This is a genomic window from Salimicrobium flavidum (genome assembly GCF_900156645.1).
Classification (GTDB): Bacteria; Bacillota; Bacilli; order Bacillales; family Halobacillaceae; genus Salimicrobium; species Salimicrobium flavidum.
Genome location: NZ_FTOC01000001.1, coordinates 75,347 through 94,703 on the forward strand (window position 1 = coordinate 75,347; position 19,357 = coordinate 94,703).

The 19,357-nt window shown below is 43.5% G+C and carries 20 protein-coding genes; all 20 read left to right on the forward strand.

The features are described from left to right. Nucleotides 1-25 precede the first annotated feature (25 nt). The gene (gene rpsU, locus BW944_RS00395; RefSeq protein ID WP_076556362.1) at nucleotides 26-199 is read left to right on the forward strand and encodes a 30S ribosomal protein S21; all 174 of its coding nucleotides are present in this window, start codon (nucleotides 26-28) and stop codon (nucleotides 197-199) included. A gap of 29 nt (nucleotides 200-228) precedes the next feature. Next, the gene (locus BW944_RS00400) at nucleotides 229-675 is read left to right on the forward strand and encodes a GatB/YqeY domain-containing protein (protein ID WP_076556363.1); all 447 of its coding nucleotides are present in this window, start codon (nucleotides 229-231) and stop codon (nucleotides 673-675) included. Nucleotides 676-793: 118 nt separating this feature from the next. Beyond that, complete coding sequence (locus tag BW944_RS00405; protein WP_076556893.1) at nucleotides 794-2,116, forward strand: NfeD family protein; 1,323 nt, start codon at nucleotides 794-796, stop codon at nucleotides 2,114-2,116. 2 nt (nucleotides 2,117-2,118) lie between these two features. Further along, nucleotides 2,119-3,105, forward strand: coding sequence for a flotillin-like protein FloA (gene floA / locus BW944_RS00410; RefSeq protein ID WP_076556364.1), 987 nt, complete (start codon nucleotides 2,119-2,121; stop codon nucleotides 3,103-3,105). A gap of 45 nt (nucleotides 3,106-3,150) precedes the next feature. Continuing rightward, nucleotides 3,151-3,588, forward strand: a complete 438-nt coding sequence (locus BW944_RS00415) for a hypothetical protein (protein WP_076556365.1) — start codon at nucleotides 3,151-3,153, stop codon at nucleotides 3,586-3,588. Nucleotides 3,589-4,024: 436 nt separating this feature from the next. Further along, nucleotides 4,025-4,984, forward strand: a complete 960-nt coding sequence (locus BW944_RS00425; RefSeq protein WP_076556367.1) for a PhoH family protein — start codon at nucleotides 4,025-4,027, stop codon at nucleotides 4,982-4,984. An 18-nt stretch (nucleotides 4,985-5,002) separates the two neighbouring features. Beyond that, nucleotides 5,003-5,470 (forward strand): rRNA maturation RNase YbeY, encoded by a 468-nt coding sequence (gene ybeY, locus BW944_RS00430; protein ID WP_076556894.1) that lies wholly within the window; start codon nucleotides 5,003-5,005, stop codon nucleotides 5,468-5,470. Next, entirely contained in the window at nucleotides 5,445-5,813 is a 369-nt protein-coding gene (locus tag BW944_RS00435; RefSeq protein ID WP_076556368.1) for a diacylglycerol kinase family protein, read from the forward strand. The genes ybeY and BW944_RS00435 overlap by 26 nt, the downstream gene beginning before the upstream one ends. 16 nt (nucleotides 5,814-5,829) lie before the next feature. Then, nucleotides 5,830-6,732, forward strand: coding sequence for a GTPase Era (gene era / locus BW944_RS00440; protein ID WP_076556369.1), 903 nt, complete (start codon nucleotides 5,830-5,832; stop codon nucleotides 6,730-6,732). A gap of 189 nt (nucleotides 6,733-6,921) precedes the next feature. After that, entirely contained in the window at nucleotides 6,922-7,665 is a 744-nt protein-coding gene (gene recO, locus BW944_RS00445) for a DNA repair protein RecO (RefSeq protein WP_076556370.1), read from the forward strand. A gap of 352 nt (nucleotides 7,666-8,017) precedes the next feature. After that, nucleotides 8,018-8,902, forward strand: coding sequence for a glycine--tRNA ligase subunit alpha (gene glyQ / locus BW944_RS00450; RefSeq protein ID WP_076556371.1), 885 nt, complete (start codon nucleotides 8,018-8,020; stop codon nucleotides 8,900-8,902). Next, the gene (gene glyS / locus BW944_RS00455) at nucleotides 8,895-10,976 is read left to right on the forward strand and encodes a glycine--tRNA ligase subunit beta (RefSeq protein WP_076556372.1); all 2,082 of its coding nucleotides are present in this window, start codon (nucleotides 8,895-8,897) and stop codon (nucleotides 10,974-10,976) included. The genes glyQ and glyS overlap by 8 nt, the downstream gene beginning before the upstream one ends. 84 nt (nucleotides 10,977-11,060) lie before the next feature. Then, nucleotides 11,061-11,690, forward strand: coding sequence for a transcriptional regulator CcpN (locus tag BW944_RS00460; RefSeq protein ID WP_076556373.1), 630 nt, complete (start codon nucleotides 11,061-11,063; stop codon nucleotides 11,688-11,690). Between the two features lie 26 nt (nucleotides 11,691-11,716). After that, entirely contained in the window at nucleotides 11,717-12,529 is an 813-nt protein-coding gene (locus tag BW944_RS00465) for a pyruvate, water dikinase regulatory protein (RefSeq protein ID WP_076556374.1), read from the forward strand. 167 nt (nucleotides 12,530-12,696) lie between these two features. Further along, the gene (locus tag BW944_RS00470) at nucleotides 12,697-13,152 is read left to right on the forward strand and encodes a YaiI/YqxD family protein (protein WP_076556375.1); all 456 of its coding nucleotides are present in this window, start codon (nucleotides 12,697-12,699) and stop codon (nucleotides 13,150-13,152) included. Between the two features lie 28 nt (nucleotides 13,153-13,180). Continuing rightward, nucleotides 13,181-14,995, forward strand: coding sequence for a DNA primase (dnaG, locus tag BW944_RS00475; RefSeq protein ID WP_076556376.1), 1,815 nt, complete (start codon nucleotides 13,181-13,183; stop codon nucleotides 14,993-14,995). Between the two features lie 30 nt (nucleotides 14,996-15,025). Further along, the gene (gene rpoD, locus BW944_RS00480) at nucleotides 15,026-16,153 is read left to right on the forward strand and encodes an RNA polymerase sigma factor RpoD (RefSeq protein WP_076556377.1); all 1,128 of its coding nucleotides are present in this window, start codon (nucleotides 15,026-15,028) and stop codon (nucleotides 16,151-16,153) included. A gap of 708 nt (nucleotides 16,154-16,861) precedes the next feature. Further along, nucleotides 16,862-17,215: a cytochrome c550 gene (cccA, locus tag BW944_RS00490; protein WP_076556379.1), complete on the forward strand. Its 354-nt coding sequence runs from the start codon at nucleotides 16,862-16,864 to the stop codon at nucleotides 17,213-17,215. A 64-nt stretch (nucleotides 17,216-17,279) separates the two neighbouring features. Further along, entirely contained in the window at nucleotides 17,280-17,987 is a 708-nt protein-coding gene (locus BW944_RS00495) for a tRNA (adenine(22)-N(1))-methyltransferase (protein WP_084193572.1), read from the forward strand. Further along, nucleotides 17,974-19,077 (forward strand): Nif3-like dinuclear metal center hexameric protein, encoded by a 1,104-nt coding sequence (locus BW944_RS00500; RefSeq protein ID WP_076556381.1) that lies wholly within the window; start codon nucleotides 17,974-17,976, stop codon nucleotides 19,075-19,077. Before BW944_RS00495 ends, BW944_RS00500 begins: the two co-directional genes overlap by 14 nt. The last annotated feature ends 280 nt before the right edge of the window (nucleotides 19,078-19,357 follow it).

Sequence of the window (19,357 nt, forward strand, 5' to 3'; positions counted from 1 at the left end):
TTTGTTTCGGAGGGAGGGAAGTAGTATGTCTAAGACCACTCGCGTACGTAAAAACGAATCTTTAGAGGATGCATTGCGTCGTTTTAAGAAAGACGTATCTAAAAGCGGTACTCTAGCAGAATATCGTAAGCGTGAATATTACGATAAACCGAGCGTTCGTCGTAAGAAAAAATCCGAGGAAGCAAGAAAACGCAAGTAAGTGTTCTGTGAAGAGGGTGAAGAGATTAAATGACTATTTCTGAACGTCTTACAGAGGACATGAAGGTCGCTATGAAAGCCAGGGATAAAAAAAGACTTGGCGTAATACGCATGGTACGTTCTTCCATGCAAAATGAAGCGATAAAACTCGGTAAGAATGAATTGACGGAAGAAGAAGAACTGACAGTTTTATCGCGTGAGGTAAAACAAAGGAAAGATTCCCTCCAAGAATTTAAACAAGCTGGTCGGGATGACCTTGTAAGTGATCTTCAACAAGAAATTGACATTTTAAATGATTATTTACCGAAGCAATTGACGAATGAAGAATTAGAGACTATCGTCTCTGAGACAATCAACGAAGTCGGTGCAGATGGTAAAAGTGACATGGGGAAAGTGATGTCAGCTGTGATGCCGAAAGTCAAAGGCAAAACAGACGGCTCCCAGGTCAATAAAGAAGTTATGAAGCAATTATCATAAACGGAGAAAAGGCCTCTCAGGAACGGGAGGTCTTTTTTCATAAATTCTTTGAAACGTTTTCCTTTCTACATACGTAATCTTATTAGGTGAGCGGAAAGGAGGGAGAGATTACGTGGAGATGCAGAAGAAATGGAAAAATCTTCTTATGCTTTTTCCGTTTCTGTTCTTATTCATATTGCCTACTTCTATTGAAGCAGCGGGGGACGTGTACGTAGTACCCGTCGAAGAGACTGTCGAGAAAGGGATGGCTTCATTTATAGATAGAGCCATTACAGAAGCTGAAGAAGCGGAGGCTTCTCAAATCGTCTTTGAAATCGACACCCCTGGAGGGCGAGTAGATGCAGCGAATGAAATCGGGGAATATCTGACGAATACAGAGATACCTACCGCTGCTTATGTGACCAGTCGTGCATATTCTGCCGGGTCATACATTGCTTTGAATATGGATTCCATATTCATGAAATCCCAGGCGACGATGGGGGCTTCCGGTGTCATCAATTCAGACGGTACCGCCGCGGATAAGAAAGCCCAGTCAGCATGGATTTCGGCCATGACCGCTGCTGCTGAAACAAATGGAAGAGATCCCTTATATGCCAGAGCGATGGCTGACAGCAGTGTGGATTTACCTGAGTTCGGGGCTCCGGAGGGCGAATTCCTTACGCTTACCCCTCAAGAGGCTGAAGAGGTGGGGTATTCAGACGGTACTTTTCCTGATACGGAGACAGTAGTTGAAGAATTAGGGTTTGAAGCCTCTCAAATCCAAAGGGTGGAACCCACCTTTTCGGAGAATCTGGCGAGATTCCTGACGAATCCTGCTGTCGTACCGATTCTCTTATCGCTTGCAAGTCTTGGCCTCATAGCTGAAATATACACCCCTGGTTTCGGGGTTCCCGGTATCACCGGGCTCCTTTCCCTGCTGTTATTCTTTTATGGCCATGTCATTGCGGGCTTGGCAGGACTGGAAGCTATTATTTTACTTGTCGTCGGAGTAGGTCTTGTTATTGCAGAATTCTTTTTGCCTGGGGGAATCGCCGGTATCGGTGGGGCCGTAGCGATCGTAGCCTCCCTCCTTATGTCCGGACAAGATGTCGGTTATATGGCTTTCAGCATAGGGATAGCACTTTTGGTTACTATCGTCGCTTCGGTTATTCTTTTTAAATTCGTCGGTTTTCAGAATAATTTCTTCAAAAAAATCATTCTGAGCGATGCGACCAATACGTCCGAGGGCTATGTTTCGACGAAAACAAGATTGGATTTGATTGGAAAAGAAGGGAAATCCATCACTCCTCTTCGTCCCTCGGGCAGTGGTGAATTTGAAGAAGAAAGATTGGACGTAGTAAGCGAAGGGGATTTCATCCAAAGAGATGAATCGATCAAAATTGTGAAAGTGGAAGGGTCCAGAATAGTAGTACGAAAAGTTCAAGAACATGAGGAGGAATAAGTATGACGTTACAGGAACTGATGCCGTTAATTATTGTAGGTATCATCATCATCGCATTGGCCGTTTTATTCACTTTCATTCCAGTGATGCTGTGGATCAGCGCTCTGGCCGCAGGTGTGAAGATAAGTATTTTCAGCCTTGTCGGAATGAGGTTGAGACGAGTAACACCGGCACGTGTAATCAACCCTTTGATCAAAGCGCACAAAGCGGGTCTTGATATTGATACCAACCAGTTGGAGAGTCACTATCTGGCCGGAGGTAACGTGGACAGAGTAGTGAATGCGCTGATTGCTGCGCACCGGGCTAATATTGAATTAAGTTTTGAACGTTGTGCGGCCATCGACCTGGCTGGTAGAGATGTGCTGGAAGCTGTGCAGATGAGCGTCAATCCTAAAGTTATCGAAACACCATTCATCGCCGGTGTGGCAATGGACGGTATTGAAGTGAAAGCCAAAGCACGTATTACAGTTCGTGCGAATATCGATCGTCTTGTCGGTGGTGCCGGAGAAGATACCATCATCGCCCGTGTAGGCGAAGGTATCGTATCGACTATCGGTTCCAGTGAAAGTCATAGCAAAGTTCTGGAAAACCCTGACCTTATCTCCAAAAATGTGCTCGGAAAAGGGTTGGACTCAGGAACTGCATTCGAAATACTTTCGATTGATATAGCTGACATAGACATCGGTAAAAACATCGGTGCGATTCTACAGACAGACCAGGCTGAAGCAGATAAGAACATTGCCCAAGCTAAGGCTGAAGAACGTAGAGCTATGGCAATCGCTCAAGAGCAGGAAATGCGCGCACGCGTACAGGAAATGCAGGCCAAAGTGGTCGAAGCTGAAGCCGAAGTGCCTCAGGCTCTTGCAGAAGCTTTGCGTTCCGGTAAAATGGGTGTCATGGACTATATGAACTATCAGAATATAGATGCAGACACTGACATGAGAAAAACTCTTGGCACTACGGGAGATACGGATGATGAGGATAAATAAACATCCGTCGGTATCGTACTCCTTTAAAGAAAGGGGCGATCATTAATGCAGGAATTCATTTCAGCGATTTTTTCAAATATTTTTATCCTGGGTGCGATTCTCTACGGGGTCTTCTCTCTTATACGCTTCGCTTCCGGCAGTCAGGATAGGGAGGAGGGTGGAGATGCTCTCCCCTCTTCTTCCAAGAGCAGAGAACCGTCCTCTACGCTGCAGGAACAGTATGAGCAGGCTAAGGAGGCTACGGAGAACTCCACCAGTGGTGACTCGATCGGGGTAGAGGACCCTCACACTTCCTCCCACGATGGAATACTTTCCCATGGAGATCTAGTCGTTGATAGGAAAGAATCAGAAAAGAAAGAGGTCCACCCTTTTCTAAGGGAAAAATGGACGAAGAAGCGGCTGGGTGACGGAGTTATCATGCGAGAAATACTTGGACCCCCAAGATCGAAAAGCCCGCACTACACATCTAAAAGATGGCGATAAAGGAACCCCGATTTGTATTTATACAAATCGGGGTTTTTCGCTTGATGAAAGCTTTTTCATCATTACCCCTATGTAATTGTTTACGAGGCAGTGAAACCAATCTGAGAAATGAAAAATTCCCGTCAAAAAGTTTTTTTCAGGATTTCAACGTGAATAGGGAAAAGGAAGATATATATAAGAATTTTGGTATATCTACCCTTATGAATAGCAATTATAAAAGTTACTTGATGCTCTAGTGTTCCAGTGAAGCTAAAAAGAGAGATGCTTAGAAGAACAGGAAAAACTTTTTTCCTCAGCCTCTTCAAGTGAGTCCCCCATAAGTGGGGCGAAAAAGTTTTGCACCAGTATACAGACAGTGGTAAAGTGAAATTACTTCTACTATATCTAAGTAATGAAAATATCGAGAAAAAGAATATATTAATCAAGGAGATTGAGTATGCAGGAAGGTTTACAGACGATAGATGTACATTTGGACAATTCAGAGGAAGCCTTGACTTTATTCGGTACAGAAGATAGAAATCTTAGACAGATTGAAGAGCAATTAAGTGTTACGATCGTTTCGAGAGGGGAGAAAGTGAATGTTTCCGGGCTTCCGGAACATGTTTCCATTGTGGAAAGTGTAATAGGTTCGCTTCTATCTCTTATAAGGAAAGGCCTCGTAATTACAGAAAGAGATATCGTATATGCTGTGGAACTGGCTAAAAAAGGGAAAATAAACCAGTTTGAAGCATTATATGAAGACGAAATAACAAGGAATGCCAAAGGGAAACCGATCCGGGTGAAAACTCTTGGACAAAGGGATTATATCAATGCGATCAAAAGAAATGACCTGACGTTCGGTATCGGTCCGGCAGGTACAGGAAAGACTTATCTCGCAGTTGTAATGGCGGTCAATGCATTGAAAAATGGCGATGTGAAAAGAATAGTACTTACCCGTCCTGCTGTTGAGGCCGGTGAGAGTCTCGGCTTTCTACCCGGAGACTTGAAAGAGAAAGTGGATCCATACTTGCGTCCGCTTTACGATTCTCTCCATGACGTATTCGGGGTGGAGCATACCGCACGTCTTATAGAGAGAGGGACGATCGAAATTGCACCGCTCGCTTATATGAGAGGTCGTACACTCGATGATGCCTTTGCCCTCCTGGACGAAGCTCAGAACACGACCCCCGAACAGATGAAGATGTTTCTGACCAGGCTTGGCTTCGGTTCCAAAATGATCATCACCGGAGATATCACCCAGGTGGATTTGCCTAAAGGTATGAGATCCGGGCTGATTGAAGCGACACACAAGCTTTCGAATGTAAAGGGAAGTTCGTTTATTCATCTGGACGAGACGGATGTAGTAAGACACCCTCTTGTTCAACGGATAATTGAGGCGTATGAAAAAAACGAATAGAGGAGGTAGATGGACATGTTGAAAATTGATTTTCATGATGAAACGAATTCAATCGATGAAGCTTTTATCGATCTTATTGATCGTGTGTTGACTTTCGCCGCTGAGAAAGAAGGAATCGTCGGGGAGAATGAAATTTCTGTTACCTTTGTCAACAATTCAAAAATACAGGAATTGAATAGAAACTACAGACAGAAAGATACACCTACTGATGTGCTATCTTTTCCGATGCTTGAGTTTGGAGAAGAGGCGATGGAGTTTCAGGATGAGGAGTTGCCGAGAATGCTTGGGGACGTCGTCATTTCTGTCGATAAAGCTGAAGAACAGGCCGAAGAGTATCGACACTCTCTAGAACGTGAATTTTCTTTCCTTGCCTTGCATAGTCTTTTACACCTTCTCGGATATGACCACATGGATGAACAGGATGAAAAAAATATGTTTGCCCGTCAAGAGGATATATTGAATGAATTCGGACTTGAAAGATCCTAAGGGAAGAAAGTGGATTGGGTTCCGCTTCGCCATATCCGGGTTAGGGACCATTGTAAAAGCCGAGAAGAACCTGAAGATTCATTGTGCAGCTTCTATTGTCGTGCTCCTTACGGGTCTGTATCTTTCTGTGTCCTTAGTGGAGTGGGCCATCTTGTTCTTGACGATGGCTCTTGTCATTTCATTTGAAGTAATGAACTCGGTGATAGAAAGGGTCATGGATTTCATTCATCCTTCCTTTCATCCAGAAGTGAAGGTTATTAAAGACGCGGCTGCCGGTGCAGTTTTAGTAACGGCGGTGTTTGCCGTTTTGATTGCAATAGTTATATTTATACCAAAATTATAAGTGCGGAGGAACATACATGGCAGATATATTCAAATCCGGGTTTGCAGCTATCGTAGGACGGCCGAATGTCGGGAAATCTACATTCATGAACCGTGTGATCGGTGAAAAAATCGCAATAATGAGTGATAAGGCACAGACTACGAGAAACAAAATCCAGGGAGTATATACAGATGATGATAGTCAGATCGTCTTTATCGATACTCCTGGAATCCACAAACCTAAACATAAACTTGGAACTTATATGGTTCATGCTGCAGAGCAATCTCTGAACGAAGTGGATATTGTTCTGTTTATGATAAACGCTGAAGAAGGATATGGACGAGGGGATCAATTTATAGTCGAAAGGCTGAAAGGAATTGAACGACCAGTCTACCTGATCATTAATAAAATCGATCGCGTGCATCCAGACGCTTTATTCTCTCTTATCGAACAGTATAAGGATCTTATGGATTTCACTGAAATCATTCCTATTTCCGCTCTTGAAGGGAATAACGTGGATCACCTTCTAACGGTAGTCAAGGATCAGCTTGAGGAAGGCCCCCAATACTACCCGGACGATCATATAACCGATCACCCTGAACGCTTCGTGATCAGTGAATTTATCCGTGAAAAGGTACTTCAGCTGACACGTGAAGAAATTCCACATTCCGTAGCTGTAATGATTGAACAGATCAAGACGGAAGACGACGGGAAGGTCCATATACAAGCGGTTATAGTAGTGGAGCGAAAGTCTCAGAAGGGGATCATCATCGGCAAACAGGGGAGCATGCTCAAGGAAGTGGGAACACGAGCGAGAAAGGATATCGAATCGCTTCTCGGAAGTAAAGTCTATCTAGAACTGTGGGTCAAAGTCCAGAAAGACTGGCGGAACCGGTCGATGGACCTCAGTGAATTTGGCTATAGGGAAGATGAATATTAAGTGGTTATTTACTGAAAAATGATAAAGTCTTTCTTCCCGTTTCTAGAATTACCGGTTCGTTCAGATCTCCACTGGAAAAGGAGGCGATTTTCTGTGTTGAAGACAGGGAACGAAGAGATTTTCTCTTTCATGGAAAAGCTCCGGAAATCGAAACACTATGAATAAGAGAAGCAGTGGCAGGTGGTGGTTTTGTTAGAGAAAGTAGAAGGCCTGATCATACGGACCAGAGATTATGGGGAAACTCATAAAATCGTTACTCTATGGACAAGGGAAAAAGGAAAGATAAGTGTAGTTGCACGTGGAGCGAAGAAGCCTAAAAGTAGAATGAGTTCTGTAACGCAACCGTTCATTTATGGGAATTTCCTGATTTATATGGGCAAAGGTATGGGGTCGATGTCTCAAGGAGAAGTCATCGATTCTTTTCGTTCGGTAAGGGAAGACATAATGAAAGCTGGGTATAGTTCTTTTGCGTGTGAGCTTGCTGATAAATTAGTGGATGAAAAGGAACCGGATCCGTTCCTGTTTCAGCAATTATTGACCACAATCACTTATATAGATGAAGGCCGGGATCCTGATATCGTAACCATGATATTCGAGTTGAAAATATATCAAAAAGCAGGATTTGCTCCTATTCTTTCCAGGTGCATCAATTGTGGAAACAAGGAGGGGCCGTATGCATTTTCTGTTGCGGAAGGTGGTTACCTCTGTCAGCGTTGTAAGTACATCGATCCTGATTGTTATCTGCTGTCTGAAAAATTCAGCAGGCTTCTGCCGCTCCTTGCTGAAATGGATGTCAAAAGACTCGGGAATGTATCTATGAAGGAAGAAAACAAAAAGAAACTCCGTTCTCTTCTGGATAACTATTACGAGCAGTATGGCGGATATTTTTTGAAATCGCGCAAATTTCTAAAGCAAATGGATAAGTATTATTGACAACAGAAGTGTAAGTTAGGTATGCTTTCATATATAAATACACGTTGCGTGGAAGGGAAGTAGTACCCGGGAGAAGAAATGAACAGCGAGTCTGTGAAGGTGTGAGACAGACCATTTCTTATGGGGAAGGCAGTCCGGAGCAATTTTTGAAAGTGGTCGATACATTATCTGTATCGGCAAGTAGGGTGGAACCGCGGAAATCCCGTCCCTATGTCTTCAGGAGACATAGGGACGGGATTTTTTTGCCGTTGCAATGATAAGAAAACAATGTATTGCAAATGGTCGCTGGAGCTCGGCATCTCTTCAGGAGAGGAAAAACGGGTTTTCTTTATGAATAACGGGAGGTAATTATATGGATATTCAAACAATGATATTAACCTTACAGAAACATTGGTCTGATCAGGGTTGTATTTTAATGCAAGCGTATGATACTGAGAAGGGTGCAGGTACAATGTCACCTATGACTCTGCTGAGAAGTCTCGGTCCGGAACCTTGGAATGTGGCTTACGTAGAACCATCGCGTCGTCCTGCAGATGGAAGGTACGGTGAGAACCCGAACCGTCTTTATCAGCACCATCAGTTTCAAGTGATAATGAAACCATCTCCTGATGATATTCAGGAAATCTATCTCCAATCATTAGAGGCTCTCGGTATCGATCCGAAACAGCATGATATACGGTTCGTGGAAGACAACTGGGAAAATCCTACACTCGGAGCCGCAGGACTCGGATGGGAAGTATGGCTTGATGGTATGGAAATCACTCAATTCACATATTTTCAGCAGATCGGAGGACTGGAAGCGAAACCGGTCTCGGCTGAGATCACGTATGGCATCGAGCGTTTAGCCTCCTATATACAGGACAAAGAGAATGTGTTCGACCTTGAATGGACGAACGGGGTCACGGTGGGAGATATTTTTTCTCAGCCGGAATACGAACATTCTGTCTACACGTTCGAGGAATCCGATGAAAAAATGCTGTTCGACCTATTCACGACTTACGAAAAAGAAGCGGAAAAACTTATGGAGAAAGACCTTGTATTTCCGGCATATGACTATGTATTGAAATGTTCCCACACCTTCAACCTGCTCGATGCCAAAGGGGTCATCTCTGTGACTGAACGTACCGGTTATATTGGAAGGGTGAGAAACCTTGCAAGAAAAATTGCAAAAACATACGTCGAAAAGCGGGAAGAACTAGGCTTTCCTATGTTGAAGGAGGAATCAGCTCATGAGTAATCAGGCACTATTCGAAATAGGGTTGGAAGAGCTTCCGGCCAGATTTATCGGCGATGCCGAAACCCAGCTGGAGAAAAGGACCAAGGAGTGGCTTGAACAAAACAGACTCCCGGTTGAGAGGGTGAGTATCTATTCGACACCGAGGAGACTGGCGGTGCTGATAGAAGGATTGCCGGACAAACAACAAGATATAGAAGAAAAAGCAAAAGGGCCAGCGAAACATATAGCACTTGATGAAGAGGGTGAATGGTCCAAGGCTGCAGTCGGTTTTTCCCGGGGGCAGGGAAAAAGCGTGGAGGATATTTATTTTGAAGAAATAAAAGGGGTAGCATACGCCCACGTGGATAAATATATCGAAGGAGAAGCGACAAAGGATATTCTGAAAGGTTTTAAAGAAGTCATCCTTTCTCTTACCTTCCCTAAAAATATGCGGTGGGGGAATCGTTCTCTAAAATACGTACGACCTATCCGGTGGCTCATAGCTCTATTTGAAGAAGAAATCGTTCCTTTTGAAATAGAAGGGGTGGCGACCGGAAACAGAACGAACGGCCATCGTTTTCTCGGAGAAGAAGTGCTTATTAGTCAGCCGTCCCGGTATGAATCGGAGCTTTTGAAGCAGTACGTGATTGCTGATCGTTCGAGGCGCAAGGAAGAAATCAGGGAACAATTGCAGCGGCTACAGAAAGAAAAAGGATGGGAGATCCATGAGGACGAGGAACTTCTCATGGAAGTCACGGACCTGGTGGAGTATCCGACTGTCTTCAGTGGAGCTTTTGATGAATCCTTCCTTACTGTACCTGAAGAGGCGCTTATTACCTCGATGAAAGAGCACCAGAGGTATTTTCCAGTGCACTCTGAAAACAAACTGCTTCCTTACTTTGTAGGAGTAAGAAACGGAGACGATCAATTCATACGCAATGTGGCCAAAGGAAATGAAAAAGTGTTAAGAGCCAGACTCTCCGATGCCCAGTTCTTCTTCGAGGAGGATCAGAAGGTAAGTATCGAATCCAGATTGGAAAAACTGAAAAAAATCGTCTATCAGGAAGACCTTGGTACATTGGCTGAAAAAGTGGATCGAGTGGAAGATCTAGCTGTCTTTTTGAGTGACAAACTGGCCATTTCGAGCGATGAAAAAGCCAATGTTCAAAGAGCGGCCCATATTTCGAAGTTTGATCTCGTCACTCAAATGGTGGATGAATTCACAAATCTGCAAGGTCTCATGGGAGAAAAGTATGCCAAACTTTTCGGTGAGAACGATGAGGTGGCCACTGCTATGCGTGAACAGTACATGCCGAAACAGGCGGGAAGCCCATCTCCTGAAACAACGGTAGGTTCATTGCTTAGTCTGGCAGAAAAGCTTGATACGATTGTCGGTACTATCTCCATCGGAAATCTTCCGACCGGCTCGCAGGATCCTTATGGTCTCCGCAGGCAGGCGCTCGGCGTACTGCAGATCATCGAAGATCGCCATTTCGTTCTCAGTCTTACTGAACTGCTTGATGAGGTGCTCGTTTATTATGAACAAAAAGGGCTCGGTACCGAAGATCGTCAAAAAATCCGGTCCGATGTTCATGAATTTTTCAACGCCAGAGCGGCTTACTTGTTAAAAAGGGATAATGTGGAGAACGATGTAGTGGAGGCTGTGCTCACTGAAGGGATAGGTTACTATTCGATCACCAAAGAAAAAGCCCACCTTCTTTCGGAGAAAAGAAATGAAGAATCCTTCCGCTACGTTCATGAAGCATTCGGGCGAGTGCTGAACATGTCAGGAAAAGCCGAGGGTTCCTCGGTAGATTCCTCCTTATTCATGAAGGAAGAAGAGACGAAGCTTTTCACGATGCATTTAGAAATTAAGAAGGAATTCTTCAAACAACTGGACCAGGGAGAGGTAGTCGAGTCTCTTCGGACGCTGAGTGATTTGGCAGAGCCTATCCACAATTTCTTCGAGAATATCATGGTTATGACAGAGGACCGGGATATACGGTTGAACCGTCTCGCGCTGCTTAAAGATATTGCGGACACGATTTATACATTCGCTGATTTCAACGCTGTCCAATGGAAGCAGCAAAATTGAGGTCCCCATTCTTTCCCTTTCTCTTTTAATTCATATATAATAGTGAAGAATGGTATGTCATAGTTAGGTAAGGGTGGTAAAAGTATGGAACTGTCCGAACGACAAGAACGTATAATTGAAATCGTGAAGGAACAGGGACCGATTACCGGTGAAAATATCGCTGATCAACTCGGCCTTACGAGAGCGACTCTTCGTCCTGATTTGGCAATTTTGACGATGGCAGGTTATCTTGATGCCAGACCTAGAGTGGGGTATTTCTTTACCGGAAAGACCGGCACGGAATTACTTACGGAGAAATTGAAAAAATTCAAAGTTGGGGAATTTCAGTCTGTTCCTATTGTAGTGGACGAAAATGTATCTGCTTATGATGCAGTGATCAATATGTTCTTAGAAGATGTAGGGACTATTTTTGTGACGGATGAAAACGCCAAACTAACAGGTATCCTCTCCAGAAAGGATCTGTTACGGGCGAGCATCGGTAACCAGGATCTCTCTGCAGTACCTGTGCATATAATCATGACGCGTATGCCGAATATCGCTTATTGTTCTGCAGAAGACCTGTTGCTGGATGCGGCTCAGATTTTGATCGAGCGTCAGATTGACGGTCTTCCTGTAGTTGAAGAAAAAGAGGATGGCTTGGAAGTGATCGGCAGGCTGACGAAGACTAATATCGCGAAGGCCCTGGTTGAACTGGGAAGAGATGAACATCTGTAATTATTGGAAAACGGGGAGGAGATAGTATGATAAAACCGTTCGTATATATTATGTCCGACTCCGTCGGTGAAACAGCAGAACTGGTTGTGAAAGCGGCATTAAGTCAGTTCAACGACGGACCTTTCGACGTTCAGAGAATCCCGTATATCGAGGATAAATCTATTATAGATGATACGATTGCACAGGCGAGGGAGCATGATGCCTTGATAGGTTTCACACTTGTTTCTCCGGAATTAAGAAAGTATCTGTCTTACAGAGCAGTGGAAGAAGGAGTCGAATGTGTAGATATTATGGGACCGATGATGGACTCCATGGAGAGACATTTCGGAACGACCCCGAGGCTTGAAGCGGGACTCGTCCATAAACTCGATGAAGACTATTTCAAGCGAGTAGAGGCTATTGAGTTCGCCGTGCGTTATGATGATGGACGGGACCCGAGAGGTATCAAAAAAGCCGATATAGTATTGATAGGTGTTTCCAGAACTTCCAAAACACCGCTTTCCCAATACCTTGCTCATAAACGACTCAAAGTGGCGAACGTTCCGATCGTCCCTGAGGTGAAACCTCCCCAGGAATTGTTCGAAGTGGACCCAAGAAGGTGCATCGGTCTGAAAATAACTCCTGAAAAGCTCAATGACATCCGAAAAGAGCGGCTGAAGGCTTTAGGGCTTGGCGATGAAGCAAGTTACGCCAACCTTCAACGTATAGAACAGGAAATCTCATATTTTGAAAATATCGTAGATGATATAGGTTGTGAAGTCATCGATGTTTCTCATAAAGCTGTTGAAGAGACGGCGAATATGATTATTCATACCTTACGCACGAACAATGAAAAATGAAAAGTCGCGCTGAATAAGCGCGACTTTTTCAAGGATGAAAACAAATCAATGGCAATTCACTTATAAATGTTCTATACTATAACGTTGAGACTGAATGTAGTCTTTTCTGAAAAATAAAACATTCATAAGAAAGAAGGAATTTGATCAGTTCTGTAGAAACTAGAATTATGACGAAAAATACGATAGTAATATGGGTGGATGCAGATAGTTGCCCAGTCAAAGAAGAGATTGAATCGGTGAAAACTCAAAAATCCGCAGTAGTACGATACATTGCCAGTTACGATCATTATACACTGGATCATGACCGGGACTGGACATTTGTAGAAAAGGGTCAGGATGCGGTGGATTTCTATATTCTTAATAATGTCACAAAAGGTGATGCGGTAATTACTCAGGATCTATCGCTTGCTTCTCTGCTTTTAGAGAGAGGGGTTTACGTAATAACACCTAGAGGTAAACAGATTAAAAGTTACGAAATAGAATCGATTATGCATTCGAAGTATATAAGAATGAAAGAAAAAAGACAGGGCAGGTATGGAAAAGGTCCTTCTGCATTAACAAAGCAGGATCGTCTGTTATTCAAAGAAAAATTTTCGGATTTATTGGACGAGCTTTTATCTTAAACTAATCTGAAGAATGCTGGTGATAGAAATGGCTGGACACATTCCGGAAGAAACCGTTGAAGAAGTCCGTAAGACCTCAGATATCGTGGACGTTATCGGGGAACACGTCCAATTGAAAAAACAGGGGCGGAATTATTTCGGCCTTTGTCCTTTTCATGGGGAGAGCACTCCGTCATTTTCAGTTTCTCCTGAAAAACAGATTTTTCACTGTTTCGGTTGCGGAAAAGGCGGAAATGTATTTACGTTTCTTATGGATAAAGAAGGTTGGACATTTATTCAGGCTGTTGAAGAACTGGCAGAAAAAAACAGCATTTCACTGCCGGAAGAAAAAAGATCCGCATCTGTAAATGAGGATGACGGTTCTCAAAGAGTGCTTGAAGCCCATCAATGGCTCGCGAAGTTATATCATCATTTATTGGTGAATACGACGGAAGGTAAGGACGCGCTCGATTATTTGACAGAACGCGGATTTACGAGAGAAACCATCGATACCTTCCAGATGGGATATGCTCCTGATAAACCGGGGGTTGTGGCTACTTTCCTTGAAAAGAAAGGCTTTCATCCTCAGGAGATGGTGAAAGCGGGACTCCTGACAGCTACTGAAGGCGGAGATTATCTGGATCGATTCCGTGGAAGGATTATTTTCCCCTTACGGAACCATCTCGGAAAAACGGTAGCCTTTGCCGGAAGAACCCTCGGGGAAGGTCAACCGAAGTATTTGAACAGCCCGGAAACTTCTATTTTCCACAAAGGAAAATTGTTGTATAATTTTGATTTGGCTCGTGGATTCATCCGTAAACAGAGTACGATTGTTTTATTTGAAGGTTATGCTGATGTCATTTCTGCGTATCAGTCGGACATTAAAAATTCGATAGCTACAATGGGGACCTCTGTGACTCCGGCTCAGGCAGAGCTGATGAACCGATACGCTGAGAAAGTCATCATTTGCTACGACGGAGACCAGCCAGGTATTGAAGCTTCTGTCAAAACGGCAAAAGAACTGCAAAAGGCAGGCATACACGTTTATATAGCGAGAGTGCCGAATCAGCAGGACCCAGATGATTTTATTAAGGCAGAGGGTCCGGATAGGTTCAGACGTGAAGTCCTCGAGACAAGCGAACCGTTTGTAGGATACCTTATGAGGTATTACAGAAATCAATTCAACCTGCAATCCGAAGGAGATCGTTTCGATTATATAGAAATGATACTGCGGGAGGTAGCTAAGTTAGAAAGAGCTGTAGAGCGGGAATACTATTTACAGGAACTCTCGAAAGAATTTTCCATATCGCTCGAGAGCCTCAATGAAGAAATGGAAAAGTGGCGACCTAAGCAGAAGAGCCCGGGGGTGAAACAATCCCCACAGAGCACTGTTAAGAAAAATGATCCAACGTCTTCTGCTGGTAATAAACCGAGGCCCGCTTTCCATAATGCAGAGCGGAAACTACTCGCTTATATGATAAGAGATTCCTATATAGCTGAGATTGTGAAGGAAAATATATCTGCATCATTCAATATCGAAGATCATCAGATCATAGCTACTCATCTGTATGCCTATTACGAAGAAAATGATTCAGTGAATGTAAGTGAATTTCTGGAAACATTCGAAGAAGACCGCTTTAAGCATCTTGTAACAGATATAGCCTCGCTCTCTCTCTCACCTGAAGTACCTGAGAAAGAAATTGAAGACTATTTGTATCAGGTTAAAATGGAACATTGGAAAAAAGAGAATACGAATCATTTGAAAAAAGAAATGAAAGAAGTAGAAAAACAGGACCCGATCCGCGCTGCTGAAATTGCCATGCAGTTACTCAAGGAAAACAGGGAATGGAAAACCAGGAATTAGCTCGTTGATAAGTTGGAAGGAGGGGAACTTATGGCTGAAAATAATCAGAAGCCAGCACGTACGAAAGATAATGAAAATGAAATGACCCTTGACCAGGCTAAAGAACAAGTAATGGAGATGGGGAAAAAACGTGGAGTTCTCGCATATGAAGAAGTAGCTGAGAAATTGTCTAGTTTTGAACTCGATTCCGATCAGATGGATGAGTTTTACGAAAAGTTGAATGAACAGGGTGTGGAAGTGATCGGTGATTCCGAGCGCGACCCTAACATGCAACAATTGAACAAAGAAGAAGAGTTCGATCTTAACGACTTAAGTGTACCTCCAGGTGTAAAAATAAACGATCCGGTACGGATGTACCTTAAAGAAATCGGAAGAGTGAATCTCCTCGCTGCAAAAGATGAAATCAGTCTCGCTCATCGTATCGAAGAAGGGGACGAGTTTGCGAAAAGAGAACTTGCAGAAGCGAACCTTCGACTGGTAGTAAGCATTGCCAAACGTTACGTAGGGAGAGGGATGCTTTTCCTTGATTTGATTCAAGAAGGTAATATGGGTCTGATCAAAGCGGTCGAGAAGTTCGATTATCGGAAAGGTTTTAAATTCAGTACTTACGCGACCTGGTGGATTCGTCAGGCGATTACGAGAGCTATTGCCGACCAGGCAAGGACGATCCGTATCCCTGTCCATATGGTGGAGACGATCAATAAACTGATCCGTGTCCAGCGTCAACTTCTTCAGGACTTCGGAAGGGAACCGACGCCGGAAGAAATTGCTGAAGAGATGGAGCTTACACCGGATAAAGTTCGCGAAATTCTGAAAATAGCTCAGGAACCTGTTTCATTGGAAACGCCTATCGGGGAAGAGGATGACTCTCACCTTGGGGATTTCATCGAAGACCAGGAAGCTACCTCTCCTTCCGATCACGCAGCGTATGAGCTTCTTAAAGAACAACTTGAAGATGTTCTTGATACACTTACAGACCGTGAAGAGAACGTGTTACGTCTTAGATTCGGACTCGATGATGGAAGAACCCGTACACTAGAAGAAGTAGGGAAAGTGTTCGGAGTAACGAGAGAGAGAATTCGCCAAATCGAAGCTAAAGCACTTCGTAAATTAAGACATCCAAGCCGCAGTAAGCGTCTGAAAGATTTTATGGAATAAAGAGAAAATACCAGGTGTTTGGCGGTTTTTCAAAGCCGCTGAGCACCCCATTAATCTCTTGGAGGTCAATAGATAATGGCAGAGGATAGGAAGAAAATAATTGTTAACGAAATCCATTATTGGAAACAAAGCAAGCTATTGCCTGAAAAGTATTGTAACTTTCTTCTTGCCTTATATACAGAGGGCGAGGATTCGACTGATTCACGAAATTCCTTATTTCAGGGAAAGATATGGAATATCACTTATTATTTTCTGAATTTCCTGATGCTTCCTTTTTCTTTTGTCGTTATTTATTTTACTGAAAACGATGTCATTTTGCAAACTGTTCTCTTGACGGTGTTTGTTCTTTTGTCGCTTCTTCAGCTTTGGTGGATATATAAGCAAAATGGAATGATACATATACCATTGAACGTTACGTTATTACTCGTTTTTCTATTGACTACGACTGTGGCATCTACTTATTTTGAAAATGTATATGTATTTCTGGTTTCCCTTCTGAATATTGCCGGGTGGTATTTTATTGGCTATCGTTCAAATATTTTCTATTTAAAAATAATCAGCCTTATCCTTGCGCTCGGCCTTATTCTATACATGCTTTTTTAAATTTTGAACTTATGGTCTTTTCTAAATGGATGTTTTCGAGTAAAATAAACGTAGCTTGTACTATCATATGCAAGACGGGAATGTTACATAAGGAGGAAGTCTTATATGAAAAGAGCGTTAATACCTTTTGCAATGATTGCAATTATCGGTATTTTAACCATGATTGTAATCAGTAGTGTGGGGATGAACCAGGAACAGGCGATTGAAAGTGAAGAAGAAGGCGGCGGTGAAGAACAGACGGCAAGCGCCAATCCTGAAGAGATGTTCCAGAACTCCTGTGCCAGTTGCCATGGTGGCGATTTGAGCGGAGGTGTCGGACCGAACCTTCAAGGTATTGGAGATCGACTATCTGTAGATGAAATCGTCAGTGTAATTGAAAATGGTAAAGGTCAAATGCCGGCCGGATTGTACACAGGTGAAGAAGCACAACAGGTCGCTGAATGGCTGGTGGAACAATAAATAGTAAGAAGTGAAAGCTTTCTGGATTCCAGGGAGCTTTTCTTTTTGAAAGGAGGAGCTGTCAGTGGAGTTATCTGAACGTCTGTCTCTGATCAGCAGGTATCTGCCGGAAGAAACCGTTTTTGCAGATATCGGATCAGACCACGCCTATTTACCGGTCAGTTTTTGTCTGGAGCACCCGAAGACCCGTGCAATAGCCGGCGAGGTTAATCAAGGGCCATTTAATAGCGCGCAGAAAGTCATTGAACAATATGGTATGGAAGAAAGGGTTACAGTAAGGCTCGGAGACGGGCTGGAGGTCCTTCAAAAAGATGAAGTATCGGAAGTGGTCATCGCCGGTATGGGAGGACCCTTGATCGCTTCTATATTAGAGAATGGGAAAGAGAAACTTTCCGGTGTCCATCGATTACTCCTGCAACCGAATGTTCATTCTGTAGTTGTACGAGGATGGCTCGAGGAGAATGGATTTTTTTTGGTGGAGGAAGAGATCATCGAAGAAAATGGACATATATACGAAGTGCTTATAGCAGATCGATATGCCGAGGAGACGCTCTATTCCGATGAGAATAAAGAAACCGAACTGTGGCTTGGGCCGCTCTTGATGAAGAGGAAAAATAGCTCATTTATTAAAAAATGGGAACGCCAATTGGATAATAATAGAAGGATACAACGGCAGCTTGAACAATCTTCTACTCCTCAGATGCGAAAAAAACAGGAAATAGAAAAAGAGATTGATATATTAAAGGAGGTTCTCTACAGTGAAAACAGTTAAAGCAGGTGAGATCATTCAGATAATGGAACGATGGGCTCCTGAAGCATGGGCTTTCGACTGGGATAATGTAGGACTTCAAGTAGGGTCGAAGAACAAACAGATCTCGAAAGTGATGGTAACTCTAGATGTTCTTGAAAATGTAGTGGACGAAGCGATTCAGGAAGGTGCTGATCTTATTATTGCTCACCACCCGGTTTTGTTCGTGAAACCTGATTCCATTAACACAGATCAGTCAAGGGGACGTATATTGCAGAAGTTGCTCTCACATGACATTACTGTTTATGCTTCTCACACAAACCTTGATATCGCTGAAGGCGGAGTGAATGACGTACTGAGTGAAAGAATCGGTCTTAAGGAAACAAGACCGTTCGTCGCCAATTTCCAGGAGAATGTTTATAAAGTAGCCATCCACACTCCAGTCGATCACAGAGAAGCTATTCGGGATGCAATGTCTGAAGCCGGGGGAGGACATTTGGGAGACTACAGTCACTGTACTTTTCAAATTGAGGGGGAAGGGACGTTCAAACCTCTTGAAGGAGCTGATCCATTCATAGGAGAGGCCGGAGAGCTCGAAAAGGTGCAAGAAGTGAAAATAGAGACAATCGTCAAAGAGAAGAATCTTGATTCCGTGCTGCAATCCATCAAAAAAGCTCATCCTTATGAAGAACCTGCTTATGATGTCTACCGGGTAGAGATAAACGGAGAAAAAAGGGGATTGGGGCGAATCGGTAAGTTACCGGAGAGTATCGATCTTAAGTCGTTTACCAAAGAAGTGAAAAAAGCCTATGATGTCCCCGCACTACGAGTTACCGGTGCCGATACTAAAAAGATAAAAACGGTGGCAGTAGTCGGAGGCAGCGGTGAAGACTTCTTCAAAGCTGCCAAGGCTAAAGGCGCGGACGTACTTATTACCGGAGATGTCACTTTCCACAAAGCACAGGAAGCATGGGCCGAGGGGCTGGCGATAATTGATCCTGGTCATCACGTGGAAAAACTCATCTGCTCTGAAATAAAAGAAAGGATCGAAAACGAGCAGGAGGTTGAAGTTATATTATCTGAGTCCGACACTGAACCTTTTCGCTTTATGTAAAGGCTCTATTAAAGCCCGTTGTTGATTTTAAGAACGAAGGGTAGAGACGCCTGCGGAAATGGCATGAACGGAAAATCACCGGAATCGACAATGGGTAGATTCCGGAAGCCCGCGTCATGCCCGCGGCAAGCTTCCACCCGAAGAGACGAAAATCAACAATAAATGATAACAGAGCCAAAATTAAATATCAGTTAAAGACGGGACAATCAAATGGTTACCATGAGTAATGAGAACATGCCTACAGAAGGCTCCGTATTTTTCTTTGAATGTGTTAGTGATA

Coding starts and splice junctions, on each gene's coding strand:
- rpsU (WP_076556362.1), top strand. CDS start 26: ATGTCTAAGACCACTCGCGTACGTAAAAACGAATCTTTAGAGGATGCA.
- BW944_RS00400 (WP_076556363.1), top strand. CDS start 229: ATGACTATTTCTGAACGTCTTACAGAGGACATGAAGGTCGCTATGAAA.
- BW944_RS00405 (WP_076556893.1), top strand. CDS start 794: ATGCAGAAGAAATGGAAAAATCTTCTTATGCTTTTTCCGTTTCTGTTC.
- floA (WP_076556364.1), top strand. CDS start 2,119: ATGACGTTACAGGAACTGATGCCGTTAATTATTGTAGGTATCATCATC.
- BW944_RS00415 (WP_076556365.1), top strand. CDS start 3,151: ATGCAGGAATTCATTTCAGCGATTTTTTCAAATATTTTTATCCTGGGT.
- BW944_RS00425 (WP_076556367.1), top strand. CDS start 4,025: ATGCAGGAAGGTTTACAGACGATAGATGTACATTTGGACAATTCAGAG.
- BW944_RS00435 (WP_076556368.1), top strand. CDS start 5,445: ATGAATTCGGACTTGAAAGATCCTAAGGGAAGAAAGTGGATTGGGTTC.
- era (WP_076556369.1), top strand. CDS start 5,830: ATGGCAGATATATTCAAATCCGGGTTTGCAGCTATCGTAGGACGGCCG.
- glyQ (WP_076556371.1), top strand. CDS start 8,018: ATGGATATTCAAACAATGATATTAACCTTACAGAAACATTGGTCTGAT.
- glyS (WP_076556372.1), top strand. CDS start 8,895: ATGAGTAATCAGGCACTATTCGAAATAGGGTTGGAAGAGCTTCCGGCC.
- BW944_RS00460 (WP_076556373.1), top strand. CDS start 11,061: ATGGAACTGTCCGAACGACAAGAACGTATAATTGAAATCGTGAAGGAA.
- BW944_RS00465 (WP_076556374.1), top strand. CDS start 11,717: ATGATAAAACCGTTCGTATATATTATGTCCGACTCCGTCGGTGAAACA.
- BW944_RS00470 (WP_076556375.1), top strand. CDS start 12,697: ATGACGAAAAATACGATAGTAATATGGGTGGATGCAGATAGTTGCCCA.
- dnaG (WP_076556376.1), top strand. CDS start 13,181: ATGGCTGGACACATTCCGGAAGAAACCGTTGAAGAAGTCCGTAAGACC.
- rpoD (WP_076556377.1), top strand. CDS start 15,026: ATGGCTGAAAATAATCAGAAGCCAGCACGTACGAAAGATAATGAAAAT.
- cccA (WP_076556379.1), top strand. CDS start 16,862: ATGAAAAGAGCGTTAATACCTTTTGCAATGATTGCAATTATCGGTATT.